This is a genomic window from Halomonas rhizosphaerae, assembly GCF_030012485.1.
Classification (GTDB): Bacteria; Pseudomonadota; Gammaproteobacteria; order Pseudomonadales; family Halomonadaceae; genus Halomonas; species Halomonas rhizosphaerae.
Genome location: NZ_JASCQQ010000028.1, coordinates 42938 through 69826 on the forward strand (window position 1 = coordinate 42938; position 26889 = coordinate 69826).

Genomic DNA, 26889 nt, shown 5'->3' on the forward strand with positions numbered 1-26889 from the left:
GCCTTGCAAGAGACCTCCTCATCGAAAGAAAGGATGTTGCACTGCACAAACCGCTCTGCTATTGTGCATCGCAACAGAGACGCAGAAGGCATCGGCAGACCGCCACGGCCTTCGAATTGATCCGAAATCCCTGGGAGGGACTTACGATGCAAAACTTCGACACCAAGCAGTTCACCGAACAGTTCGAATCCATGTTCTTCGGCCCGGCCCGCGCCTATGCCGCCCTGTCCGTGGACTACACCGAGAAGCTGGTCAACGCCCAGCTGGACGCCAGCAAGGCCTACACCGACACTGGTCTGGCGCAGCTGCGCAGCCTGATGAACGTGAAAGATGCCGAAGGCCTGCGCACCTACATGGAAGGCCAGCAGAAGGTCGCCAAGGACCTGACCGAGCGCCTGAAGGGCGACGCCGAGAAGGTCGTTTCCCTGCAGCAGGACTTCGTGCAGCAGAGCCAGAAGCTGACCGAAGACAACGTCAAGCAGGCTACCGAGACTGCCACCAAGGCAGCCAAGTAAGCCTGACAGCGCCGGCACCGCCGGCGCTTGCTTGAACGCAAGAAGGGCCGCTGATCGATGATCGGCGGCCCTTTTGCGTTATGCTCACCGGGCACGGGGCGTCGTCCACCATCCGGGAGAGTGCACATGACACGTTGGATCCTTCCTGCCCTGCTGGGGCTCTCGCTGGCCGGCTGTCAGATCATCGAACCACGCTATCCCGCGGGAGAGCGTGAGCGCGTCGAGGTGATCGAACGCGGTACGGAGGCGCCACGCGAGATGGAGACGCCCCGCGAGACCGAACGGGCCGATCGCCCTGCCACGACCGGACGGGCTGCTCGCCAGGTGGCCTTCCCCGCCGAGGAGTATGCCGCACTGGAGAAGAGCGGTAGTGCCGAGATCAGCGGACGCCTGTTGCTGGGCGGGCACCCAGTAGCAAATCGCCCCGTCTCGGCAGCCCCGGTGACCACCTACTCTGCAGAGGCCGCGGAGCAGGCCCTGGCGGGCCGTGCCGTGGAGCCCGCCGATCCACGGGCCCGTGAGTACACCCACACCACCCGCACCAACGGCAATGGCTACTTTCGCCTCGGGGGCCTGCCGGCCGGCGAGTTCTATGTGTCGGGCAGCGGACAGGACCCATCCACCGGCAAGACCCGCGTGGTCATTCACCAGATCAGCCTGAGCAATGGCCAATCCCGTAGCATCGAGCTCAGCCGTTGAGTTCTCTGGCACAGGGGGTCTGAGACTTACCGTCTCTTGTAGGACATCGCCGACAGTCGTTGTCCGCGAACTGCCATAGTGGCTGTTCGCGGTCTAGCAGCCCATCAACGTTACTTCTACGCTTAATTCACCGCCATCGCGAGATGGCGGACATGACACCATGATGGCTTCGATACGCTGATACACCATGGATCATGACCCATCACACATCGCTCCGACCCAGCGGCTTATGCGCCATGGCCGATACCCGAGTGATCCGGGACGCGGTAAGTGTCGGAACGACGCTACGCGGGGGCACTAACAATGACACCAATGACGTTTTCCCAGGGCAGATTGCCCCTTATGGCTAGCGCTCTTGCCACCCTGCTGGCCATTCCCGGGCTGCAGGCTGATACCCTCAAGGAGATCCAGCAGCGCGGCGTGATCCGCATCGCCGTCGCCAACGAGAAGCCCTATGGCTACCTGAACGAGCAAGGTGAGCCGCTGGGAGTCGGCCCGGAGGTCGCTCGGCGCATCCTGGATGATCTCGGCATCGAGGAGATCGAATGGGTGGAGACGGAATTCAAGAACCTCATCCCGGGGCTGGAAGTCGGTCGCTTCGACATGGCCGCAGCGGAGATGGCCATCATGCCCGAACGCTGCGCGCGCGTGCTCTTCTCTGACCCCAACACCTCCTATGGCGAAGGGCTGCTGGTACTGGCCTCCAACCCCAACCGCATTCGGGCCTACGAGGACTTCATCGAACGCCCTGACACCATACGTGTCGCGGTTCAGGAGGGCACGGTCACCCAGGACATGTTCAATGCCCTGGGTATCGACCCGGACCGGATCATCACGGTAGAGCGCCACCAGGATGCCATCGAGGCCATCGTCCGCGGGAGAGCCGATGCCTTCGCCGCCACCGGGATGACGGTAGCGTCCATGGAGCAGATGAGCCCGCAGGTGGAGGCGGAATTCAACTTCACCGATCCGGTGATCGACGGTCGTGAGGTACGTTACTTCGGCGGCTTCGCCTTCCCCCTGGATGCCGAAGACCTGCGAGACGCGGTAAACGAGGCGTTGCTGGAAGAGAAGCGCAACGGAGACTGGCAACAGACACTGACGCGCTATGGCTTCCTGCAGAAGGACGTCCTGTACTCCTACCGCTTCAGTGCCGACCAACTCTGCAACGGGATCGGCTAGCACCGCCACGCCCATCCTGCCGGATTGAGGGAGCACGGGGCATTTGAAGCAGCGTGCGCCGAACTCCGGGAGGCCTCCTACCAGCCCAGCGCCTGCTTGACGAAGGGAATGGTCAGCTTGCGCTGGGCAGATAGCGAGGCGCGATCCAGGGCCGCCAGGGTCTCGAAAAGTGCATCCAGCCGTCGCGGTCCGCGATGCAGGATGTAGCGGGCTACCTCATCGGGCAACTGCATGCCACGACCCCGGGCCCGCAGCTGAAGCGCCGCCAGGCGTCCGGCGTCATCGAGTCCCTGCAGGTGGAAGGTCATACCCCAGGTGAGTCGCGACGCCAGGTCAGGAAGTTTCACCGGCAGCTGACGTGGCGGCGCCTCGGCAGCGATTACCAGGCGCTTACCGGCATCCCGCAGACGATTGAACGCGTGGAACAATGCCTCCTCCCAGCGCTTGCGTCCCATCACGCGGTCGAGGTCATCGATCGCCACCAGATCCAGGCGCTCGATCTCCTCGAGCATCAGCGGCGGGAAGTGCCCGAGCTCCGCCAGGGGCAGGTACAGCGCACGGCAGTCGCGGTCGGATGCCGCATGGCAAGCGGCCTGCAGCAGGTGGCTACGCCCTGTGCCGGAGGCGCCCCATACGTAGAGGAAGGGTTCGCCGCCGTCGTTGAGCTGGTGCACTAGCCGGTCGACCAGGGTCGCATTGGGCCCGGGGTAGAAGTTGGCGAAGGTGGCGTCGTCGCGCAGCCCCACGCCCAGCGGCAACTGCGCGGGTGCTCGACTCATGGCGACTCCTCGTCGTGGGTACGTTGACGTCCGGCGTCATACAAAGTGCTGTTTTTATAGTGCTCGTGGAGATAACGCAACACCACCATCAGCATGGCGGCTACGGGCAGCGCCAGCAGCACCCCGGTGAAACCGAACAGCTGCCCACCGGCCAGTACGGCGAAGATAACGGCCACCGGATGCAGGCCAATCTTGTCGCCGAGCAGCTTGGGCTGGAGCACCACGCTCTCGACCAGCTGACCGAAACCGAACACCGCCGCGACGCCGAGCAGTATCAGCCAGTCGCCGAACTGGAAAAACGCCACCACTCCGGCCACGGAAATGCCCACGATCACCCCGAGATAGGGCACGATGCTGGCGAGACCCGCAAGCAGGCCGATCAGCAAGCCGAAGCGCACACCCAGCAGGGTCAGCCCCACCGCATAGATCACCCCCAGGCAGAGCATGACGATCAGCTGGCCACGCAGGAAGGACGACAGCACCTCGTCGCATTCGCCGGCGAGGCGCACCACGGCGGGCTCCCAGCTGCGCGGCAGCGAGCCGCGCACCTTGGCAACCAGGACGTCCCAGTCCAGCAGCAGATAGAACGTCACCACCGGAATCAGCGCCAGGTTGCCGATCCAGGCGACAAACGCCAGGCCGGAACGCGAGGCCTGGGCCAGCAGGCTGGCGGCGAAGGTCCCGGTCTCCTTCCAGTTGTCGACGATCGCCTGGCGCATCTCGTCGATGTCGGTGGAGAGGTCCATGCCGGTCAGCGACTGGATGCGCGGCACCACGGTTTGCTGAGCCCAGTTGAGCACTGCCGGCAGCGATTCGATCAGCTGGCCGAGCTGTCGGCCCAGTATCGGCACCACCAACAGTAGGGTAAGCACAATGACCAGTGTCAGCAGCAGGAAGACCAGCGAGACCGCCAGGCGCCGCGAGAGGCCGTGAGCCTCGAGGCGGTCGGCCAGGGGGTCGCCCAGATAGGCCAGGATCATGCTGACGAAAAAGGGCGTCAGCACCGGCTCGATACTGATCAGGAACCACAGTCCCACCGCCGCCACCGCGGCCGCCACCCACCACTGTCTGTGCATCGCTTCCTCCCTGTTCCGACGCGACCGGCAGGCTGCCAGCCGCGCGCCGTGATGCTACAATTCATCGCCCAAACCTGACCGTTGCGCGTCGCCCTGCGACAGGCATCGCGAGCGCCCATCTCATACAGGAAGCGACATGACCGATTCCACCAATCGCCCGACCGGGGCATCGCTCAGTTACAAGGATGCCGGGGTCGACATCGATGCCGGGAATGCCCTGGTCGACCGCATAAAGGGCGTCGCCAAACGCACTATCCGCCCCGAGGTGATGGGCGGACTGGGTGGTTTCGGCGCCCTGTGCGAGCTGCCGACCGGCTACCGGGAGCCGGTGCTGGTATCCGGTACCGACGGCGTCGGCACCAAGCTGCGCCTGGCCATGGACCTCGGCCGCCATGACACCATCGGCATCGACCTTGTGGCCATGTGCGTCAATGACCTGGTGGTGGCCGGTGCGGAACCGCTGCTCTTCCTCGACTACTATGCCACGGGCAAGCTGGACGTGGATATCGCCGCCGACGTGGTGACCGGTATCGGCGAGGGCTGCGAGCAGGCCGGTTGCGCCCTGGTGGGCGGCGAGACCGCCGAGATGCCTGGCATGTACGAGGGCAGTGACTATGACCTCGCCGGCTTCTGCGTCGGCGTGGTGGAGAAGTCCGAGATCCTCGACGGCAAGAAGGTCGGCGAGGGCGACGTGTTGCTGGGACTGGCCTCCTCCGGCCCCCATTCCAACGGTTACTCGCTGATCCGCAAGATCCTCGAGGTCGGCGACGCCTCGCTGGACACCGCCATCGACGGGCGGTCGCTGGGCGAGGCCCTGCTCGCTCCCACACGCATCTATGTCAAGCCGCTGCTGTCGTTGCTCAAGGAGACCGATATCCCGGTACATGCCCTGTCACATATCACCGGCGGCGGCCTGCTCGAGAACATTCCCCGCGTGCTGCCCGAGACCCTGGCGGCGCGCATCGATGCGTCCAGCTGGACGCGTCCGGCCGTCTTCGACTGGCTCCAGGCACAGGGCAACGTCGAGGAACACGAGATGCACCGTGTGCTCAACTGCGGCATCGGCATGGTGATCGTGGTCCCGGCGGAGAAGGCCGACCAGGCCCGTGCCCACCTGCAGGGCCTGGGCGAGACGGTCCACCGCATCGGTGTGATCACCGCGCGGGGTGATGCCGAGGAGCAGGTCCAGCTGGAGAACCTCGAAGGATGAGCGGGACCAACTACCAGAGTGACACCCTGAACGCCTTCACCCCCGAGCCCAGCGAAACGCGGCGAGTGGTGGTGCTGATCTCCGGCAGCGGCAGTAACCTCCAGGCACTGATCGACGCCCAGAGTCATGACGCGCTGGGCGGCGAGATCGTCGCGGTGATCTCCAATCAGCCGGATGCCTACGGACTCAAGCGTGCCAAGGATGCCGGCATCGATGCCGTGGCCCTGCCCCACCGCGAATACGACAGCCGCGACGCCTACGATGGTGCCCTGATCAAGGTCATCGAGCGTCACGAGCCCGACCTGATCGTGCTGGCCGGCTTCATGCGCATTCTCACTCCGCGCTTCGTCAACCGCTTCCTGGGCCGGATGCTCAATATCCACCCCTCGTTGCTGCCGGACTACCAGGGCCTGCATACCCATGCCCGCGCGCTGGCCGATGGCGTGGACACGCACGGCTGCAGCGTGCATTTCGTCACCGAAGAGCTGGATGGCGGACCGGTCGCCCTGCAGGCAGAGGTGGCTGTCGCCGAGGACGACACGGAAGAGAGTCTCCAGGCCAAGGTGCAGGCCCGTGAGCACCTGATCTATCCGATCGCTGTGCGCTGGTTTCTGGAGGGGCGACTGCAGCTCAAGGGCGATAGTGCCACCATGGACGGCGTCGAGCTTCCTCCCACCGGCATGCGACTCTCCCATGCCGATGCCGCCGAGGAGCTGGACGAGGACTGACAGCTGCAAGCTGCAAGCTGCAAGCTGCAAGCTGCAAGCTGCAAGCCAGCCTACCCCCAAACGAAAGGAGCAAGCCAAGGGGGTCCTTGAAGCTTGCTCCTTGTGACTTGAAGCTGGCCGAAGGCCCTTACGTCCTGGGCAGGGTCACGCCGCGCTGCCCCATGTACTTGCCGCCGCGGTCCTTGTAGGAGGTCTCGCAGACCTCGTCGGACTCCAGGAACAGCATCTGCGCCACCCCCTCGTTGGCATAGATGCGCGCCGGAAGGTTGGTGGTGTTGGAGAACTCCAGGGTCACATGCCCTTCCCACTCGGGTTCCAGCGGGGTGACGTTGACGATGATGCCGCACCGGGCATAGGTAGACTTGCCCAGGCAGATAGTCAGCACGCTACGCGGGATGCGGAAATACTCCACGGTGCGTGCCAGGGCGAAGGAATTGGGGGGAATCACGCAGACATCCCCCTTGATGTCGACGAAGCTCTTCTCGTCGAAGCCCTTGGGGTCCACCACCGCGGAGTGGATGTTGGTGAACACCTTGAACTCGTCGGCGCAGCGCACGTCGTAGCCGTAACTGGACGTCCCGTAGGAGATCACCCGCCGCTCGTTCTCGTAGCGTACCTGATCGGGCTCGAAGGGCTCGATCATGCCTTCCCGCTCGGCCATGCGGCGTATCCACTTGTCGGCTTTGATGCTCATCGAAACGTCCTGCACTGTGTCTAGGGGAACCGGCGAAAGAAAACCGGGGCCACATCATAGCGGCCCCGGAAGGGAAGGTCACGGCAGTAGCCATCTCACTCGCTGAAGGAGATCTCGGGTCCCTCGGTGCCCTGGCCGCGGATCTGGTCGGCGACCTGGCGCGCCATGTCGCGGAAGGTCGCGGTCACCTCGCCCTTCGGCTCGGCCACCACGGTGGGCTGCCCACCATCCACCTGTTCGCGAATCGACAGGGTCAAGGGCAGGCGACCGAGCACCTGGGTCTCGTACTCCTGGGCAATGCGCTCGCCCCCGCCCTCGCCGAAGATCGGCTCGCTGTGGCCGCAGTTGGAACAGATGTGCAGGCTCATGTTCTCCACGACCCCGAGGACCGGCACGTTGACCTTGCGGAACATCTCGATGCCCTTGCGCGCGTCCAGTAGCGCAATGTCCTGGGGCGTGGTGACGATCACCGCGCCGTCCACCGGTACCTTCTGGGCCAGGGTCAGCTGGATGTCGCCGGTACCCGGCGGCATGTCGATGAACAGGTAGTCCAGATTGTCCCAGACGGTCTGAGTGAGCATCTGCTGAAAGGCGCCAGCGACCATGGGCCCTCGCCAGACCATGGGCTCGCGGATGTCGACCAGGAAGGCCATGGACATGGCCTGGATGCCATGCGCCTCGAGCGGCTTGAAGCGATTCTCGCCTGCGGACTGGGGACGCACGCCCTCGCCCACCCCCAGCATCTGCGCCTGGCTGGGGCCATAGATGTCGGCATCAAGGATGCCGACCCGATAGCCTTCGGCGGCCATGGCCAATGCCAGGTTGACGGTCACAGTGGACTTGCCCACCCCGCCCTTGCCGGATGCCACGGCGACGATATGCTTGACCCCTTCGATCACGACTCGCTCCTTATTCAGTTGGGGGTGCCATGCAAGCGGCACGAAAGGTCAGTATACCCGGCGGGTCGCCCTGCCATGCAATGCCTGCCAACGCATGACGGCGAGCCCTTGGCTCGCCGTCATGCGTGCTAGACCGCTCCGAAGAGGTGATCAGTCTGACTTGGCCTCTTCCTCGGCCTCACCTTCCTCCTGAGCAGAACCGCCGTTGTCATCTTCCTGGGACCCCGACTCCTGCTGAGCAGCACCGGCGTTACTATCTTCCTGGGTATCGGTTCCCTGCTGGGCAGCACCGCCATTGCCATCTTCCTGGGTACCGGACTGCTGCTGAGAGGACGCGCCGTCCCCCTCCCCGGCCTGCACGCTCTCCTCCAGACGGGACAGTTCGTTGCGCCAGGTCTCGAGCTGACCTTCCAGGCGCTCGAGCTGGGACTGGCGGGACTCGACCTGAGACTCGATCTCGGCGACCTCCTCACGGCCCACCTTGATGGCGACCTCGAGGTCCTTGAACGTCTCGCGAGCCTGGTCGACCTGTGACTTGGCCTCCTCCAGCTCACTACGGGTCGACTCCAGCGCCTCACTCGCCTCGTCGCGGCTGGCCTCGAGCTCGCTGAGCTCCTGCTGGAGGGTATCACGCTCCTCCTGCCTGGCTGAGATCTCCTCGTTGAGGCCGGCTAGATTGTCCTCGGCCGAAGCGATCTCGTCCTGCAGTCCCTCGAGTTCGGCACGGGCCTCGTCGCGGGCGGAGACCGCGTCGCTGCGCTCCTGTTCGGCCTGCTGGCGGGCCTCCTCGGCTTCTTGACGGGCCTCTTCGGCGGCCTGGCGGGCCTCCTCGGCTTCCTGACGCGACGCCTGGGCCTCGTCGCGGGCCTGCGCTTCCTGCTGTCGCTCCTCCTGGGTGGACGCGAGGGCTTCGTCGGCGGCCTCGAGTTCACCCTGGCGGGCTTCCAGATCGGCCTGCACCGCCTCTACCGAGGCCTGGGCCTCTTCCAGCTCGGTGCGCGCCGTGGCGACCTCGCCCTCCATGCGCTCCAGCTCGGCCTGAGCGGCCTGCTGCTGCTCCTCGATTTCGCTGCGCTGCGCTGCCAGTTCATCGAGGTTCCCCGCGGCGCTCTGAAGTTCCTCGACGCGACCGGACAAGGACTCGTTTTCGGCCTGGACGTTATCGAGTCGCGTCTGCAGCGACTCGCGGGCCTCATTGCTGGAGCTGACGCTGGACTGGGCAAACAGGGCCCAGATGATGGCAACCACCGCCACGGCCGCCAGGCCCTTGACGCGGTTGTCCTTGAAAAGCTCACTCATCGACGTATCTGCCATCGATGTATCCCCCTGCGTGGTTGGATGTCACCGGCCAAGGGTGGCCAGCCTTCGTCGTCACGACTTTCAGCATACACGCCCGGTGTGGAGTCGCCACCCGATCTCCGATGCACCTATCAACGTCATGTCTCGACCTTGCCGCGCAACGCCTTGTGCCGGCTGCGTTTCTTCTTGCTGTCCAGGCGGCGCTGTTTGGCGCCCTTGCTGGGGCGAGTCGCGATGCGCTTCTTCGGGGCGTACATGACGCTCTTGATCAGCGCCTTGAGTCGCGCCAGGGCTTCGGCGCGATTGCGCTCCTGAGTGCGATGACTCTGGGCCTTGATGATCACCACCCCGTCGCGGGTAATGCGCTGATCGCCCAGTGCCAGCAGCTTCTCCTTGAAGCCCTCGGGCAGGCTCGACGCCTGGATATCGAAGCGCAGGTGAATGGCAGTGGCGACCTTGTTGACGTTCTGTCCGCCGGCCCCCTGGGCGCGCACGGCCTGCATCTCGATCTCGTGGTCGGGAATGCTCACCTGGCGAGAGAGTTCCAGCATACTGTCTGCCTTGTCGTGAAAGTGGGCCCGACCGATGTCGGGTACGATAGTGTGTCAACTTGCCAGCCAGATCCGGTGTTTGGCCCCCTTGCCGGGGCGATGGGCGCGCACCGTGACCTCCTCGACCAGCAGGCCGACACGCCGCAATCGCTCGGTGAAGGCCGGATCCTGACCTGCCGACCAGACCGCCAGCACACCGTCGGGCCGCAGCGCCTGCTGGGCCGCGGCAAGCCCTCGAGGCGAGTAGAGCCAGTCGTTCTCCCGGCGCGTCAGCCCCTCGGGGCCATTGTCCACGTCGAGCATGATGGCGTCGAAACCGCCAGGCTCGCGGCGCAGCAGTAGACCGACATCTCCCACGCTGACGCGGGTACGCGGGTCGTCGAGGGGGCGACCGGCGGCAACACCGAGCGGCCCCCGGTTCCACTCCACCACCCCCGGCACCAGCTCGGCGACGACGACCTCGGCGTCCTCGCCCAGCGCCTTCAGCGCCGCGGCCAGGGTGAAACCCATGCCCAGCCCGCCGACCAGTACCCGGGCGCCGGGGCGGTCGGCGACTCGCTGGCAGGCCAGCTCCGCCAGGGCATCCTCGGAGCCGTGCAGGCGGGTATTCATCAGCTCGCCGGGGGCCCCGGCGATGCGGATGGAGAACTCGTCGTTGCGCTTCAGGAGTCTCAGCTCGCTGCCCTGCCCCGGAATGATCGCCGTATCGATCGTTTCGAACTTGGCCATGCTGCCTCGCTGGCAATGTAAGAAATAGGGTGGAACCCTGAGGGCGCTGACGCCTCGAATGTCGGGTCGCCCCCGCGGATCAACATCACAGCGCGCAAAGGAGTCCCGATGACGATCCCCCGCCCCTACGAGACCCTGCGCGCCCTGGGTATCCTGCTCATTATGCTGGCTGCCGCGTCGCCATGCCATGCGCCTGCCGGCGAGACGCCTGAACAGGCAGTCCTCCCGCAGGTCGCGCTGGAACACCTCGACGCCCAGGCCGAACGCCTCGACCGCCTGCACGCAGTGGTGGTGGCCCAACGGGGTGAGATCCGCTTGGAACGCGCCTATGGCGGGCCCGGGGTCGACCGGCCGGCCAACATCAAGTCGTTGTCCAAGACGGTACTGGCGGCGCTGGTCGGCGCCGCCATCGAGGAAGGAGTGCTCGACTCCCCCGACCAGCCTGTCGCCGAGCTGCTCGGCGACATGGTGCCGGCCGACGCCGATCCACGTGTCCGGGAGATCACCGTCGGACACCTGATGTCGCTGCAGGCCGGGCTCGAACGCACCTCCGGCGGCAACTACGGTGCCTGGGTGGCCAGTCCCGACTGGGTGCGAGACGCCCTGTCGCGGCCCTTCGTGGACGAGCCGGGCGGGCGAATGCTCTACTCGACGGGGTCGAGCCACCTGCTCTCGGCCGCCCTGACCCGTGCCAGCGGCGAGAGTACCCTGGCGCTGGCGAGGCGACTGTTGGGCAAGCCGCTTAACATCACGATTCCCGCCTGGCCGCGCGATCCCCAGGGGATCTACTTCGGCGGTAACGACATGCGTCTGTCCCCGCGAGCCCTGGTCCAGATCGGTGAACTCTATCGCAACGACGGCGTGATCGACGGCACCCGCGTGTTGCCGGATGGCTGGGTCGAAGCCTCCTGGCAGCCGCGGGGCACATCGCCCTGGACCGGCGACGGCTATGGCTATGGCTGGTTCGTCACGACCCTGGCCGACGAACGGGTCTACTACGGCAGGGGGTTTGGTGGCCAGGCACTTTACGTGATTCCTGAGCGGGAACTTACCGTCGCCATCACGGCGGATCCTCATCCGCCTTCTCCTGGAGGGCAGTTCCAGCAGGAACTGCATGCCCTCGTCGAGGGCATGCTGGAAGCGAAATGAGTGGCGTGAGCTCGTAGGTCGGGATCCAGCCTCAAGTGCCGCGACAGGAATGGGGGTGAATCAGCGCAATCCAAGCAGGGACAGAATGAACAGCACCACCACGACCAGGCCAATGATATAGATGATGTTTCGCACGTTGCTCTCCTTGCCGACGCATCATAGGGGAAAGCGGGACAACGCCCGCGACCTCTGTGAAGGACACCTTTCAGTGTAGCCAGCGATGGTGACCGGACCACCTTGCCGTTCACCATGCAATGCAAGCAACATGATCACGTCCAGGGGCGGTATTGGCCCCCAGGCGCTCCGGTGGCGCGGCACGGCAGGCTCTGTTCTCAAGCCCGCCGTCACTCCTGCTTGTGCGCCAGCGCCATCAGGTAAAGGGCGAGAGCCAGGGCCAGCACCGACAGCGCCAGGTAGATGGCGTCCAGCGGCGTATCGAAGCTGATTCCCACCACGGCCCGGAAGAACTCGATGATCACGGCCAGTATCACCACTCGGGCGATCTTGTCCTTGAGCTGGTCGAGGGAGCTGACGTTGAAGGGATGCTGGGGGTCGCGCCCCTCGACGGGCTCGATGCGCGAGACAAAGAGCTTGTACACCCCGAGGCCGAAGATCATCAGCACCAGAGCGATCAGGTAGATATCCACGGCGACGATGATATTGGTGACCACGCTCTTGTGGATGTCGGCCCCCCCGCCGGTGTAGTGGCGCCAGGTATCGGCCAGTACCGAGAGAATATCCAGGCTGGCGATGATGAAGAGCACCAGGGCCCCCAGCAGCGCCGGCACCACGGCCAAGAGGACCATCAGGCGCGAGCTCCAGAGGAAGGCCTCGAAGTGTCGCTCAAGCTCGCTGCGTTTCGACTTGCGCTCGGGCCGGGAATCCGGGTCCATGACTCTCTCCTGTATTCAAGGGCATTGCGGGAAGGGGGTTTGACTAGACGACGCCGAAAGCGCCTATGATGGCGCAAGCACTCTCGCACGGCAGCCCCGATGACATCACCACCTGTTCGCTACCGACGTCTGCTCTTCACCTTGCTGCCACGTGTTCTGCACTTCCTGTGGCGTGTGTTGTGCGCCTTTCTGCGCAACCGCGGCATCCTGCTTGCCGGTGGCGTGGGTTATAACATCCTGCTCTCCATCGTGCCGCTGTTCGCCCTGATGGTGGTACTTCTGGCCGGCGTGGTCGACCAGCAGCACCTGCTCGAGGTGCTCACCGTCCAGGCACGCCACCTGGCCCCCGCCCATGCCGAGGTTCTGCTCGAGGCGGTCCGCACCCTCCTCGACTCCCGGGACGTGATCGGCATACTGGGCTTTCCTGTGCTGCTGCTGTTCAGTTCCTTCGCCTTTCGCATGCTCGAGGACGCCCTGGCGATCATCTTCCACGCGCCGGACACGCACCTGACCAGGCGCAGTGCCTGGGTCTCGGTGCTGCTGCCCTATGGCTTCATGCTGGTACTCGGGGCGGGCCTGCTGGCCCTGACCCTCCTGGTCAGCCTGGTCAGCTCGATGAATGCCCTGTGGGTAGCCCTCTTCGAGCGTGAACTGCCGCTGGCCGGCCTCTCCGAGCCGATGCTCAACCTGACCAGCTTCCTCGGCGTCTTCCTTCTGTTCAGCGCCATCTACAAGTTCCTGCCGGTGGTGAAGATCGCCCTGCGTCGCGCCGTGGTGGGCGGCTTCGTCGCCGCGCTGCTATGGGAGGGAGTGCGCCTGCTGCTGGTCTTCTACTTTGCCAACATCTCGCTGGTGAACGCGGTTTACGGCTCCCTGGCGACTCTGGTGGTCGTGCTGCTGAGCCTGGAAGTGGGGGCCATTATCCTGCTGCTCGGGGCTCAGGTCATTGCCGAACTGGAACGCAATGCGCGACTCGGCCTGGCCTGGTACATCGATCCCCGCCGCCAGGCCGTGACGCACGTCGACTAGTCTGTTCACGTTCAGAACGCGGCATGCACCATCAGCTGTCAGAACGTGGAAAGCCCCGTCGCCTCCATGACGCGATAACGCAGTCGTTGCCAGGCCGTGGTGTCGTCATGAGTCTCGAAGGGCTCGCTGGTGATCCGCTGCGGCGTATCCTGCCAACGACGCTCGAAGAATGCCGCGGCGTCGATCAGGGCCGGCGTCTCGGCGGGCCCCGCCAGGCGCACACTGGTCTCCAGGTTGAGATCGTCCAGGTTGCGCCGAGTGAAATTGGCAGAGCCGAGGATCATCTCGGCCTCGGCGCCGGCCTCGGCGGGACGGCGCAGCAGCAGCTTGCTGTGACACTGCTCGCCCCGACTGGCACACCAGCGCACCGGGATGCCAGCCTCATGGAGTTCGCGGGCCACGGGCCGGTTGGGAATTCCGCCCTTTTCCAGCCCGAAGGCATCGCGGTTGGGGTCGAGCAGCACGCGGAGGGCCACCCCGCGAGCATTGGCCGCCACCAGCGCGGCGATTACCTCCCGATGGGCCAGATAGAAGACGGCGATGTCAAGCCGGTCACCCTCGCCGCTGGCCTCGATGGCTGCCAGCAGGGCATCGCGGATCGCGCCCTCGGTCAGCACCTGAAGCCTGGCCCGCTGGGGCGGCTCCTCGGGGCTATCGGGTGGCGTCGGTCCGGCCAGGCTCACGCCCGACCAGCCTGCCACCGGACGCTCGGAGGCCAGCAGGTCCAGTGCCGCCTCCCCTTCGAAGCGCAACGCCACGTTGCCGTGGAGGCTGCTGGCGTCGTGGGGATTGGCGGAGGTGACCAGTCCTGCCCAGCCATCGCCATGGTCCACCACCAGGGTCTTGCGATGGTTGGCATTGAAGTTGAGCAAGGCCAGGTAGCTGCGTAGCGGTACCCTCCCCGGCCCCAGGGCATTGGGCAGAAAGCCGCCGTCGCTGTCGTTGCCGAGCCAGCGCGGGCCCAGGTGCCAACCCCCGGACCAGAGCGGGTTGGAGGCCCGCAGCCGATTCAGGTCGGTAATCACCACCCTGACGCCGGCATCGCGCAGGGCCTGAAGATGATCGAGCTCCAGCCCTCCGTATAGGGTATTGAGCGGGTCGGTGATAACCACCGCCTCCAGGCCAGGGTGACGCCGCTTCTGCTCGAGCAGGGCATCGGTGACTTCCGCCGACAGCGGCCGGAACTCCTGGCCGTCGGCAGCGCCAGCAAAGTCATTGAACAGGAACATGTCGAGCACCAACAGACGCCGAGCCTGACCGATCAACGTCAGCACCTCATCGAAGATCTGCCGCCGGGTGTGGCGCTCCCCCGAGGGGGTATACCAGGTCTCGTCGGCGAGAAAGCGTACCTCGGCAGCAGCGCGTTCCGGGAAGGCCCGGGACACACCCTCGGGCAACGGCTTGTAGCTCTGCCAGGTCCCCATCCCGACCCAGGCCACCAGCAACGCCGTCACGATCCATGGCCACATTCGCCGCCTCCCCTGCCCCAGTTTCTGAATGCCGCCCATGAGGTCCTCAGTCGTTCGTGCCACCCCAGAGGGCGACGTCAACCGCCAGCATAGCGACAGGCCTTGCAAAAAGCAGTGCACCCGGCCGAAGCCGGGTGCCCATTTGACCGAAACAGGCCAGCTCAGTCCTGGCGGCGCAGTCGACGGCGACGCAGGATCAGGCGCGCCAGCCCCGCCAGGGAGGCCACGCCCAAGGCAACAATGCCGAGTACGGCCAGCATCGATGGGCTACCGGTATGGGCATGCACCGAGGGGGCTCCATGGCCCGAGTGGGCCAGGGCCACAGTGGTCGGCAACATGGCAGCGGCCGAGATAGCGAAGCGGGTTATCGAAAAGACACGAACAGTCATGGGGCTGTCTCCTTGGTGATTAGGGATCATGGAAGGGCTCAGGCGGAGGCAGGCTGGGGCCGGCATCCCGGTGTCCGGCGCTCCGGCAACATGCCCCGGTCGAGGATGAAGCGGATGATGTCCTCCAGCCCGACGCCGTCGTAGAGGTTGGTGAATACGAAGGGGCGCTCGCCGCGCATCGTCTTCGAATCATGCGCCATGACGTCGAGCGAGGCATGCACCTGCTCGGCAATATCGATCTTGTTGATGATCAGCAGGTCCGACTTGGTGATGCCGGGCCCGCCCTTGCGCGGAATCTTGTCGCCGGCAGAGACATCGATCACATAGAGGGTCAGGTCTGACAGCTCAGGGCTGAAGGTCGCAGAGAGGTTGTCGCCGCCGGACTCTACCAGCACCAGTTCCAGGCCGGGATGGCGGGCCTGGAGATCGTCGATGGCTGCCAGGTTCATCGAGGCATCCTCGCGGATGGCGGTATGCGGACAGCCGCCGGTCTCCACCCCCAGGATGCGATCCGCCGGCAGGGCCTCGTGCTTGAGCAGGAAATCGGCATCCTCACGGGTATAGATATCGTTGGTCACCACGGCGATATCATAGTGATCACGCAGCGCTCGGCAGAGCTGCTTGAGCAGGGCCGTCTTGCCCGAGCCCACCGGTCCACCAACGCCTACGCGTAGACAATGTGTCATGTCGTTCTCCTAGCTTCGGAACAATCGTGAGTACTGGGTCTCGTGCAGGGCACTACCCAGGGCCAGCCCGGGCAGAACCGGGCCCAGGTCGTCATCTTCCAGTGCCAGGGCCTGGTCCACGGCGGTCACCAGTGCCGGGCGTAACCGTTCCACCAGACGCTGGGCAGCGGTATGGCCCAGAGGCAACGCCTTGCAGGCGACGGCCAGTTGGTTCTCCAGCCAGGCCCAGGCGAAGCCGAGCAGTGCCTGGCGCCTGGTCACGCCGCGAGCATGGGCCGTCCAGGCGAAGACGGTCACATAGCCAGCGCCCGCTGGCATCGCCGGCGACTCTCTCGAAGGGCCAGGGGGGTAAAGCCCCAGGCTCTCCAGGAGACGCGCCAGCGACGCGCCCAGCCGGCTGTCTTCGGCGGCGAGCTCGGCGGTCTCGCGGTTGGCGGCGAGCCAGGTGTCCCACTCGGCCAGCGCCGCGTGGTCGCCCACGCCCCAGGCTGCCTGCAGTCGGGCCAGCGCCGGCAGCTCGCAACGGGTCAGGCCATCCTCCAGCACGCCGTCGAGCCACTCGCCAAGGGTGGCCTCGTCGGTCACCCAGCCCAGCTCGAAGGCGCTCTCCAGTCCCTGGGAGAAGGCGAAGGCACCGATGGGCAGGGCCGGACTGACCAGCTGCAGCAATCCCAGCAGCGCCAGGTCATCGCCGTGACCCGCTCTCGACGGCAGCACGGTGGCCTCAGTGGGCATGGGGGGGCGCGTGGTCATGATGGTGATCGTCGTGTGAGTGGCCAGGCGCGTGTGCATGAGCGTTTGAACGGGCATCCCCTTCCTGCGCCTGATAGGCGCCCGACTCCGGGTCGAAGGGAGCCTCATGGCGTTCGAGGCTAGCTCCCAGCCGTTCGGCCAGCGCCTCCAGCACATGATCCGGCGGGAAGCGCACGTAGCTGCCCTGGAGGTCCTCGCCCAGCGCCAGCTGCACGTGCCGGTTGCCCAGATGGTAGGCAAGCCGGGCCAGGGGCAGCCCCGCTGCAATACGGGCGGTGACCACCGGTTCCACGGCCGCCTTCACCCGCACGACCTCCCCGCTCTCGGCTCGCAGTCCTTCGCCGTCGCGTAGCACCGGGCCACGGTCCAGGAACAGGCCAAGAGAGAGACCGGCATCACTCGTTGCCTTGAGGCGGCCCAGCACACGCCGCTCATAGGGCAGGGTCAGGGTGTCGGTCGCCCGGTTCGCCTCGATGGGCCCGAGGCGTTCGATCAGCATCAGCATGGGTATGTGCCTCCTCGCCGTCCGCCAGCCTTGCCCTCGCTCAACGCCCCGTGACCGAAACCCTGACACCCCGTGCGGACTCCCGCGGTCGGAAAGACGGCACATCCCTGTGCCGGCTTTCCTCGATCTTCATCCATGAAGATCGACCGCGTCGCTTCGCCCGTGGTGTCAGCGTTCACGCGAGGTCTCGCGATGACAAGCTGGCTTGGCGATGTCGTCATGGTTCAGAACAGGTGGTAGCGCTGGGCCAGGGGCAGCTCGGTGGCGGGCTCGCAGGTCAGAAGTTCACCGTCTGCATGTACCTCGTAGGTCTGGGGATCCACGGAGAGCTCGGGACAGGCCTCATTGAGCTTCATGTCGCCCTTCCGGACCAGCCTGACATCGCGGCAGGCGCTGAGCGCACTGCGCAGCCCGAGCCGCTCCCCGATGCCGGCCTCCAGCGCCGCCCGGCTGACGAAGGTCAGGCGCGTCTGGCTCGCTGCTCGGCCGAAGGCACCGAACATGTAGCGGTAGTGAACCGGCTGGGGCGTAGGGATCGAGGCGTTGGGGTCGCCCATGGGCGCGGCGGCGATCATGCCCCCCTTGAGGATCAGTGCCGGCTTGGTGCCGAAGAAGGCCGGTTTCCAGAGCACCAGATCGGCCAGCTTGCCCACCTCGATGGAGCCCACCTCATGACTGATCCCGTGGGTGATGGCCGGATTGATGGTGTACTTGGCAATATAGCGACGGGCCCGGACGTTATCGGCCCCCAGGGCCTCGTCCTCGGGCAGCAGGCCACGCTGGACCTTCATCTTGTGGGCGGTCTGCCAGGTGCGGCACACCACCTCGCCAACGCGTCCCATTGCCTGGGAATCCGAGGCGATCATCGAGATCACGCCCATGTCGTGGAGGATATCCTCGGCGGCGATGGTCTCGCGGCGGATGCGCGAGTCGGCGAAGGCCACATCCTCGGGAATCTTCGGATCGAGGTGGTGACAGACCATCAACATGTCGAGATGCTCATCGATGGTGTTAACGGTATAAGGTCGCGTCGGGTTGGTCGACGAGGGCAGTACATAATCCTTCGAGCAGGCCGTGATGATGTCCGGGGCATGGCCACCCCCGGCGCCCTCGGTGTGGTAGGTGTGGATGCAGCGCTCCCTGAAGGCCGCCAGGGTATCCTCCACGAAGCCCGACTCGTTGAGGGTATCGGTGTGGATCGCCACCTGGACGTCGTAGGCGTCGGCAACGGTAAGGCAGTTATCGATGGAGGCCGGGGTGGTCCCCCAGTCCTCGTGGAGCTTGAGCCCCATGGCCCCGGCCTCGAGTTGGGCCTCCAGCGCCTCGGGCAGGCTGGCATTGCCCTTGCCGAGAAAACCGATGTTCATCGGCATGTCGTCGACGGACTGGAGCATCTTGCCCAGGTGCCACTCCCCGGCGGTGCAGGTGGTGGCATTCGAGCCTGTCGCGGGCCCGGTTCCACCCCCCAGCATGGTGGTGATGCCGCTCATCAGCGCCTCTTCCACCAGTTGGGGGCAGATGAAGTGGATATGGGCATCCAGGGCGCCGGCGGTGAGGATCTTGCCCTCCCCGGCGATGATCTCGGTGCCGGGCCCGATGACGATCTCCACATCGGGCTGGGTGTCGGGGTTGCCGGCCTTGCCGATGGCGGCGATGCGTCCTCCCTTGAGTCCCACATCGGCCTTGACGACCCCCCACCAGTCGAGGATCAGGGCATTGGTGATCACGGTATCCATGACCGCCTCGTCATGGCGCTGGCTCTGCCCCATGCCATCGCGAATCACCTTGCCACCGCCGAACTTCACCTCGTCGCCGTAGTGGGTGGCGTCGCGCTCCACCTCGATCCACAACTCGGTGTCGCCCAGGCGCACCCGATCGCCCACGGTGGGGCCGTACATGTCGGCATAGGCCTGTCTCGAGATTTTCATTGCACGTCTCCCTCCAGGCTGCCCATGACGGAGCCGCGAAACCCGTAGATGTGGCGTCGGCCGCCGTAGGGGATCAGCGTCACCTCGCGCATCTGACCGGGCTCGAAACGGATCGCGGTGCCGGCGGCCACGTCGAGGCGATAGCCGAGCGTCCTGTCACGATCGAAGCGCAGGGCCGCATTGGCCTCGGCGAAATGGTAGTGAGAGCCGACCTGGATGGGGCGATCGCCGGTATTGGCGACATCGACGGTAATGCGATCACGCCCCTCACAGAGCGCGATGTCACCGTCCTTCAAGAAATATTCACCGGGAATCATTGAGTTTTCCCTCTTCATTTTTGGCTGCTGTAGAAACAGCTAAAACTGCGCGAACGAAGGCCATTTTTCCCTCCCTAGACGATGGGCTCGTGGACGGTGACGAGCTTAGTGCCATCGGGAAAGGTCGCTTCCACCTGGACCTCATCAACCATCTCGGCCACGCCCTCCATGACGTCATCGCGCGTCAGGATCTCGCGGCCGACGTTCATCAGTTCCGCGACGCTGCGTCCATCCCGGGCACCCTCGAGAATCTCGAAGCTGATCAGTGCCACCGCCTCGGGATAATTGAGCTTGAGGCCACGCGCGCGGCGCCGTTCGGCCAGCTGGGCCGCCGAGAAGAGCAGCAGCTTGTCCTTGTCTCTGGGAGTCAGTTCCATGGGAGCCTCACAAGGTGAAGGGGGTGATCTTGGGTCATGACCACAAGGATCGCCGTACCTGTGGGAGCGCTGCTTGCAGCGCGAATGACAGTTGCACAAATCGCCGTGCAAGCACGGCTCCCACAGGACGGCAGCACGTTTCTCACAGTACCCAAACTACGTCAGCCAAATGCGCGGCGTATGGGCCGGCAGGCCAATCAAACGTGGCCGCAGGATTTCCCAGGCACGACGACACAGGTCCCAGGCCTCGTTACGCTCCTGGCCGAGGTAGCGCAGCAGCAGTACGCCGTGGCGCACCGTGACCGCGCACCGGGGAGACATCCCGGGCAGGCCTTCGCGCAGGGCGTCAACGGCTTCGCGTTCATCCTCGAGTCCCACCGCCCAGAGCGTGGCCTGCACGGTGGCCCCGCCCTGCCCCCAGTGGCCACGGAAGCGCGGGTGGCCAGGATCCAGCGGCTGACGCTCCAGCCAGAGTGGCCGACCATCCCGGGTCAGGCGGAAGCGCTGCTCGATGCGCCCCGAGGAAAAGGGCAAGTCGCTCGCCGGGCGGCCCAGGGCCATCACCTCCCAGCCCAGGCAGCGTGCCGACCCCGAAAGCGCGATGGTGGTGCGCTGTTCTCCTCGGGAGCCATCGAAGGCAATGGTTTCCTGTGGCAGCCACTCGAGTATCCCGCTGTCGGCGATGTCGAGGCGGGTGTGCTGTTGCCAGGCCACTCCATGGCTGTCGGCCTTGTAGAGCTTGTTGGCGGCGGGGGTCGTCAACAGCGCATGGGCATGTGCGCCGACCCCGGCGGTAATCGACAGGGCGTCACCGCTGACCAGGCCGCCGGGGGGATGCAGCAGGTAGACATGGCAGGCGCCGCCCTGGCCTTCGGGGTGGAAGGGACGCTGGACGCGCAGCGGACCCAGATGACGGGATCGCGCCATGCGGGTCACCCCCTCACGGGCCTCGAAGCCGAGCTCGAGAGAGGCCGCCCAATGGCGATCCGCATCGAAGCGGTGACCGGAATCGATCGGCAGCGGGGCATCCAGGGAAGACTCGAAGACGGTCATGGGCAGCTCATAGCCAGGTATCTCTGCACAAGCATCAGCAAGGGATGTACCAGAATGGGGAAGCATGAGGTTTTTCTATTATATTCAACGGCTTGAGAAAGAGGACAGGCTCTCGGTAACGGACCACAACGTCTCATCGGGGTGCAGCCGACACGCCTCGCTGCCCCCTGAAGGTGCAGCCGCCCGGACAGTCGGGCCATAAACGAGCAAGGGGCCCTATGCACAAAGGACCCCTTGCTCCTTGCCTTCTGGCGCTCCCCGGCCTAAACCGTCAGGTGCTCCTTGATGAGTGCATCGGACAACTCATCGATCCTGCCCCTGGCCATGGGGCGTCCGCGGTCCATGATCACGAAGCGGTCGGCATATCGGCGGGCGAAGGGCAGCTTCTGCTCCACCAGCAACACGCTCAGACCATCCTCCTGAATCAGTCGACGAATGACCTCACCGATCTGGGCCACGATATTGGGCTGGATGCCCTCCCCCGGCTCATCGAGGATCAGCAGCCTCGGTTCCAGCACCAGCGCCCGGCCGATGGCCAGCTGCTGCTGCTGCCCTCCCGAGAGGTCACCGCCGCGACGATGCTTCATCTCCTCGAGGACGGGAAAGAGCTCATAGACGCGCGGCGGAATGTGCTTGAGCCCATCCGTCCTCGCCGCCAGGCCGGTGCGCAGGTTCTCCTCCACGGTGAGCAGGGGGAAGATCTGCCGTCCCTGAGGCACGTAGCCGATCCCCAGCCGTGAGCGTTCCTCGACACGACGCGTCGTCAGCTCGATGCCCTCGTCATAGCGGATGCTGCCCGAGGCGAGTGCCACCTCGCCCATGATGGCCTTCATCAAAGTGGTCTTGCCTACCCCGTTGCGGCCCATCACGCAGGTGCATTCGGCGGTCGGCACGGTCAGGTCGAGGTCCCACAGGGTGTGACTCTCACCGTAGAACTGGTTGAGCGTGTCGATGGTCAGCATCAGGCGGCCTCCTCGTCGGGGTCGGCGCCCAGGTAAACCTCGACGACCTTGGGATCGCGGGAGACCTGATCCATGCTGCCCTCGGCCAGCACGCTGCCCTGATGCAGCACCGTCACCGTGCGGGCGATCGAGCGCACGAAGCCCATGTCGTGCTCCACCACCACCACGGACTGCTTGCCCTTTCCGGCCAGGCTGGTCAGCAACTCCGCGGTGCGTTCCATCTCCTGCTCGGTCATGCCTGCCACCGGCTCGTCCACCAGCAGCAGTCGCGGACGCTGCATCAGCAACATGCCGATCTCCAGCCACTGCTTCTGCCCGTGGGAGAGGATGCCCGCCGGGTGGTGGCGCGTCGCCACCAGACCGGTGGTCGCGAGCACCTCCTCGATGCGGTCACGGACCTCGCCGGTCATCCGGGCGGTAAGCGTGGGCAGGATGCGTTTGTCGGCCGCCATGGCCAGCTCCAGGTTCTCGAACACCGTCAGCGCCTCGAAGACCGTCGGCTTCTGAAACTTTCGCCCGATGCCGAGGCTGGCGATTTCGGGCTCGCTCATGGCCAGGAGGTCATGCCGGCTGCCGAACCAGACCGAGCCGCTGTCGGGCCGCGTCTTGCCGGTGATGATGTCCATCATGGTGGTCTTGCCCGCACCATTGGGGCCGATGATGCAACGCAGCTCGCCGTCGTCGATGGTCAGGTTCAAATCATTGATGGCCTTGAAGCCATCAAAGCTGACGGTGACATCCTCGACATAGAGGATCGGCCCGTGGCGAACATCGACCGGTGATCTGGCGGGGACCAGGAAGTCGAAGACGCGATCACGATCGGCCAGGGAATGCAGAATGTTCATGCGGAGGCCTCCCCGGGAGTAGATGACTGGGCAGCGGGCTTTCTCTTGAGGCGCCGGGGTGTCAGGCGATAGGCGAGCAAGCCGGCTATCCCCTTGGGCAGCAGCACCGTAACCAGCACAAAAAGGCCACCGAGGGCGAACAGCCAGGCATCAGGCATCACCCCGGTGAAGACCGTCTTGGCGTAGTTGACCAGAATGGCACCAATGACCGCCCCGTAGAGGGTGGCCCGCCCGCCCAGCGCGACCCATAGCACGATCTCGATCGAGAAGATCGGCGAGAACTCGCTTGGATTGATGATGCCCACCTGGGGCACGTAGAGGGCGCCGGCCACCCCGGCCAGCATCGCCGAAACCACGAAGACGAAGAGCTGAAAGCGTTCGACCCGGTAGCCGAGGAAACGCGTGCGCGCCTCGGCGTCGCGGGTAGCCACGCTGACCCGGCCCAGCTTGCTGGCGACGATCGCCCGGCACAGCACATACCCCAGCGCCAGCGCGATCCCGGTGGCAAGGAACAGCCCGAGCCGGGTGGCATCGCTGCGCAGGTCGAAGCCCAGCAGCTCCCTGAAGTCGGTGAGACCGTTGTTGCCACCGAACCCCATCTCGTTGCGGAAGAAGGCCAGCATCAGGGCGAAGGTCAGCGCCTGGGTGATGATCGACAGGTACACCCCCGTGACCCGGGAACGGAAGGCCAGGAAACCGAACACCAGGGCCAGCAGGCCCGGCGCCAGCAGCACCATCAGGAAGGCGAACCAGGCCATGTCGAAGCCCAGCCAGTACCAGGGCAGCGCCTCCCAGTCGAGGAACACCATGAAATCCGGCAGCACCGGATCACCATAGGTGCCCCGGTCGCCGATCTGGCGCATCAGGTACATCCCCATGGCATAGCCGCCCAGGGCGAAGAAGGCCCCGTGCCCCAGGCTCAGGATACCGAGATAGCCCCATACCAGGTCCACGGCTACCGCCAGCAGTGCATAGCTCAGGTACTTGCCGAGCAGCGTCACGGTGTAGGTCGAGACATGCAGCGGATGACCCGCCGGCAGCATCAGGTTGAGCAGCGTCACCGTTGCCAGAGCGGCGAGCAGGATCCCCAGGAAGAGCTGCGTCGATCGTTCACGAAATGGTCTTGTCAGCCACATGACGAATCAGCCCTCCGCCGCCCGGCCCTTCTGCGGAAAGAGTCCGCGGGGGCGCTTCTGGATGAACAGGATGATGAACACGAGCACCAGGATCTTGGCCAGCACGGCACCTGCCCAGGGTTCGAGGACCTGGTTGATCACGCCCAGCGAGAGCCCGGCCACAAGGGTACCCCACAGGTTTCCGACGCCGCCGAAGACCACCACCATGAAGGAGTCGATGATGTAGTTCTGGCCCAGGTTGGGCCCCACGTTGGTGAGCTGGGAGAGCGCCACGCCGGCGAGCCCGGCCACGCCCGACCCCAGGGCGAAGGTCATGATGTCCACACGGGTCGCCCGAATGCCCATGGAGCGTGCCATGGCGCGATTCTGGGTCACCGCCCGCACCTCGAGCCCCAGGCATGTGCGTCGCATCACCAGCATCAGGCCGGCGAACACCACCAGCGCAAAGCCCAGCACGTAGAGGCGGTTGAGGGTCAGCGAGAGCCCCTCATTGATCATGATCGAGCCGCTCATCCACTCCGGAGTGACCACGGTGCGATTCAGCGGCGAGATCACGGTGCGCACCAGCTGCTGGAGGATCAGGCTAACACCGAAGGTGGCCAGCAGAGTCTCCAGAGGACGGCCCTTGAGGAACTGGATCACGCCGCGTTCGATGGCAATACCGGCCAACGCCGCCACCAGGAAACCGGCAGGAATCGACAGCACCATCGCCAGTCCCGGCTGGCCAGGCATCAGCTGCTGCATGGCCCAGGTGGTGTAGGCGCCGAGCATGATCAGCTCGCCATGGGCCATGTTGATGACGCCCATGACGCCAAAGGTGATGGCGAGCCCGATGGCCGCCAGCACAAGTACCGAGCCAAGCGACAGGCCGAAGTATAGGGTCTCGAGTCCTCGATTGAGCTTCATCTTCTGCTCGATATCGGCCAGGGCCGAGGTCGCAGCGGCGGCGAGCCCAGGGTCCTCGCTGCGACTGGCGGTATTCAGCGCCGAGCGTACCCGGGAATTCAAACTGCCCGCCAGGGCGTCCACCGCCGCCAGGTCACCCTCTTCCAGGCGATGGATCGCCAGCGCCTGTTGGAGCAGGCGGCGAACCTCGGCATCCTCCTCGGCGTCGATCACCACCGTCAGTGGCTCGGCAAGGGTGGCATCGACGTCGCCGAGCAGGGCGCGAGCCGCCTGGCGGCGTTCGCTGACCCCATCGGCCTGCAGGTCAAGCACCGCCAGCGCGCCCTGCAACTGGCCACGCAGGGCGTTGTTGATGCCGAGCCGATCAAGGTCGCGCCTCGACATCTCGCCGAGGGCCTCGCCCGTCAGGGCATCGACCACCGGCCAGTCACGGCCCCGGTTCTCGAGCACCACGACAAAGCGGCCCGTCTCCTTGTGTCGCTGCAGCTTGCCGCCCAGCAGCGCCTCCAGCCAGCCACGACTGCGCTCGTCGCCACTGGTAATGATGGCCTCGATGGCCACACCCATCTGGGCGTAGGACGAGGCATCGAGTGACTCGAGGAGCTGCTGGCCGTCGTCATCCTGCGCATTGGCCGCCAACGGCAGACAGGCCAGCAGGCACAGGACCAGCATCCGCCTGAGACAAGGGGGGATCTTCATGGGGAATTCCTGGCAATGATCGTCGAGTGGCGTGTCATCACCACCGGGTCAGGCGCTGACCCGGTGGCAGACCGGTCCTATTCGTCTGCGGAGGCGACCTCTTCCTGGGCCTCGCTCCCACCGCAGCTACCCTTCACGACGTTGTAGTTGCCGCACTCCATGGGCTTGCGCCAGTCGCTGATCAGGTCCCTGGATCCCTCCAGATAGTCTGACCAGGCATCACCGGCCACCGTGGACGGGGTCTCCCAGACGATGGAGAACTGACCATTGTCCTGGATCTCGCCGATCAGCACCGGCTTGGTAATGTGGTGGTTGGGCATCATGGCCGCATAGCCACCGGAGAGATTGGGCACGCTGACACCGATGATCGCGTCCTTGACCGCGTCGACGTCGGTGGTGCCGGCCTTGCGCACTGCCTCGGCCCACATGTTGAAGCCGATGTAATGGGCTTCCATGGGATCGTTGGTCACCGCCATCTCGTCCCCGGTGTATTCGATCCAGGCGTCGATGAAGTCGTAGTTGGCATCGGTATCGACGCTCATGAAGTAGTTCCAGGCCGCCAGATGCCCGACCAGCGGCGCCGTGTCGATGCCGGTCAGCTCCTGCTCGCCCACCGAGAAGGCCACCACCGGGATGTCGGCGGCATCGATACCCTGGTTGCCGAGTTCCCGGTAGAAGGGCACGTTGGCGTCTCCGTTGATCGTCGAGACCACGGCGGTCTTCTTGCCCTCACTGCCGAACTCCTTGATCTCGGAGACGATGTTCTGCCAGTCCGAGTGCCCGAAGGGCGTGTAGTTGACCATTATGTCGTCTTCCGCGACCCCGAACTCGTCCTTCAGGTAGGCCTCGAGGATCTTGTTGGTGGTGCGCGGATAGACGTAGTCGGTGCCGGCCAGTACCCAGCGTTCAACGCCGACGTTGTTCATCAGGTAATTCACCGCGGGGATCGCTTGCTGGTTGGGCGCCGCGCCAGTGTAGAAGACGTTTTCGGAGGACTCCTCGCCCTCGTACTGCACCGGATAGAAGAGCAGGCCATTGAGCTCCTCGACCACCGGCAACACCGACTTGCGCGATACCGATGTCCAGTTGCCGAAGATGACGTCAACCTCCTCCTGGGCCAGCAGTTCGCGCGCCTTCTCGGCAAACAGCGGCCAGTCGGAGGCCGGGTCCACCACCACGGCTTCCAGTTCACGTCCGAGCAGGCCGCCCTGGGCGTTCTGCTGCTCGATCAGCATCTCGACGGTGTCCTTGAGCACCGTCTCGCTGATGGCCATGGTGCCGGAGAGAGAGTGCAGGATGCCCACCTTGATGGGGTCTTCCTGGGACAGGGCGGGTGTGGCGACGGCCGCACTCAGCAGCGGAACGGCCAGCCAACGGGAAGTGCGATTCACGGAGGACGGGATCATGGGATCTCCTTGCGATCGATGTTGTT

The 26889-nt window shown here is 65.1% G+C and carries 29 protein-coding genes; 7 read left to right on the top strand and 22 right to left on the bottom strand.

The window, feature by feature from the left end:
- Positions 1-146: 146 nt before the first annotated feature.
- The 3 genes from QLQ86_RS13205 (at position 147) to ehuB (ending at position 2396) form a co-directional block, all read left to right on the top strand.
- The gene (locus QLQ86_RS13205) at positions 147-515 is read left to right on the top strand and encodes a phasin family protein (protein ID WP_282735359.1); all 369 of its coding nucleotides are present in this window, start codon (positions 147-149) and stop codon (positions 513-515) included.
- A 126-nt stretch (positions 516-641) separates the two neighbouring features.
- Complete coding sequence (locus tag QLQ86_RS13210) at positions 642-1214, top strand: carboxypeptidase-like regulatory domain-containing protein (protein ID WP_282817253.1); 573 nt, start codon at positions 642-644, stop codon at positions 1212-1214.
- Positions 1215-1556: 342 nt separating this feature from the next.
- Positions 1557-2396, top strand: coding sequence for an ectoine/hydroxyectoine ABC transporter substrate-binding protein EhuB (ehuB, locus tag QLQ86_RS13215; protein WP_282735361.1), 840 nt, complete (start codon positions 1557-1559; stop codon positions 2394-2396).
- A 77-nt stretch (positions 2397-2473) separates the two neighbouring features.
- Here ehuB and hda read toward each other — a convergent pair whose 3' ends face one another.
- Positions 2474-3175 carry a DnaA regulatory inactivator Hda gene (hda, locus tag QLQ86_RS13220; protein WP_282817254.1) on the bottom strand — a complete coding sequence of 234 codons (702 nt, stop codon included), beginning with the start codon at positions 3173-3175 and terminating at the stop codon, positions 2474-2476.
- Positions 3172-4251 carry an AI-2E family transporter gene (locus QLQ86_RS13225; protein WP_282735363.1) on the bottom strand — a complete coding sequence of 360 codons (1080 nt, stop codon included), beginning with the start codon at positions 4249-4251 and terminating at the stop codon, positions 3172-3174. The genes hda and QLQ86_RS13225 overlap by 4 nt, the downstream gene beginning before the upstream one ends.
- Before the next feature lie 136 nt (positions 4252-4387).
- On the opposite strand from QLQ86_RS13225, the gene purM reads away from it, so the two are divergent.
- Positions 4388-5461 carry a phosphoribosylformylglycinamidine cyclo-ligase gene (gene purM / locus QLQ86_RS13230; protein ID WP_282817255.1) on the top strand — a complete coding sequence of 358 codons (1074 nt, stop codon included), beginning with the start codon at positions 4388-4390 and terminating at the stop codon, positions 5459-5461.
- A complete protein-coding gene (purN, locus tag QLQ86_RS13235) occupies positions 5458-6189 on the top strand; it encodes a phosphoribosylglycinamide formyltransferase (RefSeq protein ID WP_282817256.1) in 732 nt (243 codons plus the stop codon). Before purM ends, purN begins: the two co-directional genes overlap by 4 nt.
- 127 nt (positions 6190-6316) lie before the next feature.
- On the opposite strand, the gene dcd is transcribed toward purN, so the two are convergent.
- The 5 genes from dcd to QLQ86_RS13260 all read right to left on the bottom strand — a co-directional run bounded on the left by dcd (position 6317) and on the right by QLQ86_RS13260 (position 10361).
- Positions 6317-6883, bottom strand: coding sequence for a dCTP deaminase (gene dcd, locus QLQ86_RS13240; RefSeq protein WP_133637335.1), 567 nt, complete (start codon positions 6881-6883; stop codon positions 6317-6319).
- Positions 6884-6978: 95 nt separating this feature from the next.
- Positions 6979-7779, bottom strand: a complete 801-nt coding sequence (apbC, locus tag QLQ86_RS13245; RefSeq protein ID WP_407650101.1) for an iron-sulfur cluster carrier protein ApbC — start codon at positions 7777-7779, stop codon at positions 6979-6981.
- Between the two features lie 153 nt (positions 7780-7932).
- Positions 7933-9081, bottom strand: a complete 1149-nt coding sequence (locus QLQ86_RS13250) for a kinesin (RefSeq protein ID WP_282817257.1) — start codon at positions 9079-9081, stop codon at positions 7933-7935.
- A gap of 137 nt (positions 9082-9218) precedes the next feature.
- Positions 9219-9632, bottom strand: a complete 414-nt coding sequence (gene arfB / locus QLQ86_RS13255) for an alternative ribosome rescue aminoacyl-tRNA hydrolase ArfB (RefSeq protein WP_282735368.1) — start codon at positions 9630-9632, stop codon at positions 9219-9221.
- 54 nt (positions 9633-9686) lie between these two features.
- A complete protein-coding gene (locus tag QLQ86_RS13260) occupies positions 9687-10361 on the bottom strand; it encodes a spermidine synthase (RefSeq protein WP_282735369.1) in 675 nt (224 codons plus the stop codon).
- 108 nt (positions 10362-10469) lie between these two features.
- Here QLQ86_RS13260 and QLQ86_RS13265 point away from each other — a divergent pair, with 108 nt between their 5' ends.
- The gene (locus QLQ86_RS13265) at positions 10470-11510 is read left to right on the top strand and encodes a serine hydrolase domain-containing protein (protein WP_282817258.1); all 1041 of its coding nucleotides are present in this window, start codon (positions 10470-10472) and stop codon (positions 11508-11510) included.
- Between the two features lie 344 nt (positions 11511-11854).
- Here the strand turns inward: QLQ86_RS13265 and QLQ86_RS13270 are convergent, their stop codons facing one another.
- Complete coding sequence (locus tag QLQ86_RS13270; RefSeq protein WP_282735371.1) at positions 11855-12403, bottom strand: YqhA family protein; 549 nt, start codon at positions 12401-12403, stop codon at positions 11855-11857.
- Between the two features lie 99 nt (positions 12404-12502).
- Between QLQ86_RS13270 and QLQ86_RS13275 the strand changes: the two genes are divergently transcribed.
- Entirely contained in the window at positions 12503-13432 is a 930-nt protein-coding gene (locus tag QLQ86_RS13275; RefSeq protein WP_282817259.1) for a YihY/virulence factor BrkB family protein, read from the top strand.
- A 38-nt stretch (positions 13433-13470) separates the two neighbouring features.
- On the opposite strand, the gene QLQ86_RS13280 is transcribed toward QLQ86_RS13275, so the two are convergent.
- The 14 genes from QLQ86_RS13280 to urtA all read right to left on the bottom strand — a co-directional run bounded on the left by QLQ86_RS13280 (position 13471) and on the right by urtA (position 26863).
- Complete coding sequence (locus QLQ86_RS13280) at positions 13471-14901, bottom strand: phospholipase D-like domain-containing protein (protein WP_282817260.1); 1431 nt, start codon at positions 14899-14901, stop codon at positions 13471-13473.
- Between the two features lie 161 nt (positions 14902-15062).
- The gene (locus QLQ86_RS13285) at positions 15063-15290 is read right to left on the bottom strand and encodes a hypothetical protein (protein WP_282735374.1); all 228 of its coding nucleotides are present in this window, start codon (positions 15288-15290) and stop codon (positions 15063-15065) included.
- A 38-nt stretch (positions 15291-15328) separates the two neighbouring features.
- Complete coding sequence (ureG, locus tag QLQ86_RS13290) at positions 15329-15976, bottom strand: urease accessory protein UreG (RefSeq protein WP_282735375.1); 648 nt, start codon at positions 15974-15976, stop codon at positions 15329-15331.
- 9 nt (positions 15977-15985) lie between these two features.
- Positions 15986-16711, bottom strand: a complete 726-nt coding sequence (locus tag QLQ86_RS13295) for an urease accessory protein UreF (RefSeq protein WP_282817407.1) — start codon at positions 16709-16711, stop codon at positions 15986-15988.
- The gene (gene ureE / locus QLQ86_RS13300) at positions 16701-17234 is read right to left on the bottom strand and encodes an urease accessory protein UreE (protein ID WP_282817261.1); all 534 of its coding nucleotides are present in this window, start codon (positions 17232-17234) and stop codon (positions 16701-16703) included. Before ureE ends, QLQ86_RS13295 begins: the two co-directional genes overlap by 11 nt.
- A 224-nt stretch (positions 17235-17458) precedes the next feature.
- Positions 17459-19162: an urease subunit alpha gene (gene ureC / locus QLQ86_RS13305; RefSeq protein WP_282817262.1), complete on the bottom strand. Its 1704-nt coding sequence runs from the start codon at positions 19160-19162 to the stop codon at positions 17459-17461.
- Positions 19159-19479, bottom strand: a complete 321-nt coding sequence (locus tag QLQ86_RS13310; protein ID WP_282735378.1) for an urease subunit beta — start codon at positions 19477-19479, stop codon at positions 19159-19161. The genes ureC and QLQ86_RS13310 overlap by 4 nt, the downstream gene beginning before the upstream one ends.
- Positions 19480-19553: 74 nt before the next feature.
- Complete coding sequence (locus QLQ86_RS13315) at positions 19554-19856, bottom strand: urease subunit gamma (protein ID WP_282735379.1); 303 nt, start codon at positions 19854-19856, stop codon at positions 19554-19556.
- A 156-nt stretch (positions 19857-20012) separates the two neighbouring features.
- A complete protein-coding gene (locus QLQ86_RS13320) occupies positions 20013-20909 on the bottom strand; it encodes an urease accessory protein UreD (protein WP_282735380.1) in 897 nt (298 codons plus the stop codon).
- 263 nt (positions 20910-21172) lie between these two features.
- Positions 21173-21871 carry an urea ABC transporter ATP-binding subunit UrtE gene (urtE, locus tag QLQ86_RS13325; RefSeq protein ID WP_282817263.1) on the bottom strand — a complete coding sequence of 233 codons (699 nt, stop codon included), beginning with the start codon at positions 21869-21871 and terminating at the stop codon, positions 21173-21175.
- Positions 21871-22716, bottom strand: coding sequence for an urea ABC transporter ATP-binding protein UrtD (gene urtD / locus QLQ86_RS13330; protein WP_282735382.1), 846 nt, complete (start codon positions 22714-22716; stop codon positions 21871-21873). Before urtD ends, urtE begins: the two co-directional genes overlap by 1 nt.
- The gene (gene urtC / locus QLQ86_RS13335) at positions 22713-23852 is read right to left on the bottom strand and encodes an urea ABC transporter permease subunit UrtC (RefSeq protein WP_282735383.1); all 1140 of its coding nucleotides are present in this window, start codon (positions 23850-23852) and stop codon (positions 22713-22715) included. The genes urtD and urtC overlap by 4 nt, the downstream gene beginning before the upstream one ends.
- A 6-nt stretch (positions 23853-23858) precedes the next feature.
- Positions 23859-25457: an urea ABC transporter permease subunit UrtB gene (urtB, locus tag QLQ86_RS13340; protein WP_407650094.1), complete on the bottom strand. Its 1599-nt coding sequence runs from the start codon at positions 25455-25457 to the stop codon at positions 23859-23861.
- Between the two features lie 77 nt (positions 25458-25534).
- A complete protein-coding gene (gene urtA / locus QLQ86_RS13345; protein WP_282735384.1) occupies positions 25535-26863 on the bottom strand; it encodes an urea ABC transporter substrate-binding protein in 1329 nt (442 codons plus the stop codon).
- Between the last annotated feature and the right edge of the window lie 26 nt (positions 26864-26889).

Excerpts from the sequence above, each read along its gene's own strand:
- QLQ86_RS13205 (WP_282735359.1), top strand. The coding sequence starts at position 147 with ATGCAAAACTTCGACACCAAGCAGTTCACCGAACAGTTCGAATCCATG.
- QLQ86_RS13210 (WP_282817253.1), top strand. The coding sequence starts at position 642 with ATGACACGTTGGATCCTTCCTGCCCTGCTGGGGCTCTCGCTGGCCGGC.
- ehuB (WP_282735361.1), top strand. The coding sequence starts at position 1,557 with ATGGCTAGCGCTCTTGCCACCCTGCTGGCCATTCCCGGGCTGCAGGCT.
- hda (WP_282817254.1), bottom strand. The coding sequence starts at position 3,175 with ATGAGTCGAGCACCCGCGCAGTTGCCGCTGGGCGTGGGGCTGCGCGAC.
- QLQ86_RS13225 (WP_282735363.1), bottom strand. The coding sequence starts at position 4,251 with ATGCACAGACAGTGGTGGGTGGCGGCCGCGGTGGCGGCGGTGGGACTG.
- purM (WP_282817255.1), top strand. The coding sequence starts at position 4,388 with ATGACCGATTCCACCAATCGCCCGACCGGGGCATCGCTCAGTTACAAG.
- purN (WP_282817256.1), top strand. The coding sequence starts at position 5,458 with ATGAGCGGGACCAACTACCAGAGTGACACCCTGAACGCCTTCACCCCC.
- dcd (WP_133637335.1), bottom strand. The coding sequence starts at position 6,883 with ATGAGCATCAAAGCCGACAAGTGGATACGCCGCATGGCCGAGCGGGAA.
- QLQ86_RS13250 (WP_282817257.1), bottom strand. The coding sequence starts at position 9,081 with ATGAGTGAGCTTTTCAAGGACAACCGCGTCAAGGGCCTGGCGGCCGTG.
- arfB (WP_282735368.1), bottom strand. The coding sequence starts at position 9,632 with ATGCTGGAACTCTCTCGCCAGGTGAGCATTCCCGACCACGAGATCGAG.
- QLQ86_RS13260 (WP_282735369.1), bottom strand. The coding sequence starts at position 10,361 with ATGGCCAAGTTCGAAACGATCGATACGGCGATCATTCCGGGGCAGGGC.
- QLQ86_RS13265 (WP_282817258.1), top strand. The coding sequence starts at position 10,470 with ATGACGATCCCCCGCCCCTACGAGACCCTGCGCGCCCTGGGTATCCTG.
- QLQ86_RS13270 (WP_282735371.1), bottom strand. The coding sequence starts at position 12,403 with ATGGACCCGGATTCCCGGCCCGAGCGCAAGTCGAAACGCAGCGAGCTT.
- QLQ86_RS13275 (WP_282817259.1), top strand. The coding sequence starts at position 12,503 with ATGACATCACCACCTGTTCGCTACCGACGTCTGCTCTTCACCTTGCTG.
- QLQ86_RS13280 (WP_282817260.1), bottom strand. The coding sequence starts at position 14,901 with ATGTGGCCATGGATCGTGACGGCGTTGCTGGTGGCCTGGGTCGGGATG.
- QLQ86_RS13285 (WP_282735374.1), bottom strand. The coding sequence starts at position 15,290 with ATGACTGTTCGTGTCTTTTCGATAACCCGCTTCGCTATCTCGGCCGCT.
- ureG (WP_282735375.1), bottom strand. The coding sequence starts at position 15,976 with ATGACACATTGTCTACGCGTAGGCGTTGGTGGACCGGTGGGCTCGGGC.
- QLQ86_RS13295 (WP_282817407.1), bottom strand. The coding sequence starts at position 16,711 with ATGCCCACTGAGGCCACCGTGCTGCCGTCGAGAGCGGGTCACGGCGAT.
- ureE (WP_282817261.1), bottom strand. The coding sequence starts at position 17,234 with ATGCTGATGCTGATCGAACGCCTCGGGCCCATCGAGGCGAACCGGGCG.
- ureC (WP_282817262.1), bottom strand. The coding sequence starts at position 19,162 with ATGAAAATCTCGAGACAGGCCTATGCCGACATGTACGGCCCCACCGTG.
- QLQ86_RS13310 (WP_282735378.1), bottom strand. The coding sequence starts at position 19,479 with ATGATTCCCGGTGAATATTTCTTGAAGGACGGTGACATCGCGCTCTGT.
- QLQ86_RS13315 (WP_282735379.1), bottom strand. The coding sequence starts at position 19,856 with ATGGAACTGACTCCCAGAGACAAGGACAAGCTGCTGCTCTTCTCGGCG.
- QLQ86_RS13320 (WP_282735380.1), bottom strand. The coding sequence starts at position 20,909 with ATGACCGTCTTCGAGTCTTCCCTGGATGCCCCGCTGCCGATCGATTCC.
- urtE (WP_282817263.1), bottom strand. The coding sequence starts at position 21,871 with ATGCTGACCATCGACACGCTCAACCAGTTCTACGGTGAGAGTCACACC.
- urtD (WP_282735382.1), bottom strand. The coding sequence starts at position 22,716 with ATGAACATTCTGCATTCCCTGGCCGATCGTGATCGCGTCTTCGACTTC.
- urtC (WP_282735383.1), bottom strand. The coding sequence starts at position 23,852 with ATGTGGCTGACAAGACCATTTCGTGAACGATCGACGCAGCTCTTCCTG.
- urtB (WP_407650094.1), bottom strand. The coding sequence starts at position 25,457 with ATGAAGATCCCCCCTTGTCTCAGGCGGATGCTGGTCCTGTGCCTGCTG.
- urtA (WP_282735384.1), bottom strand. The coding sequence starts at position 26,863 with ATGATCCCGTCCTCCGTGAATCGCACTTCCCGTTGGCTGGCCGTTCCG.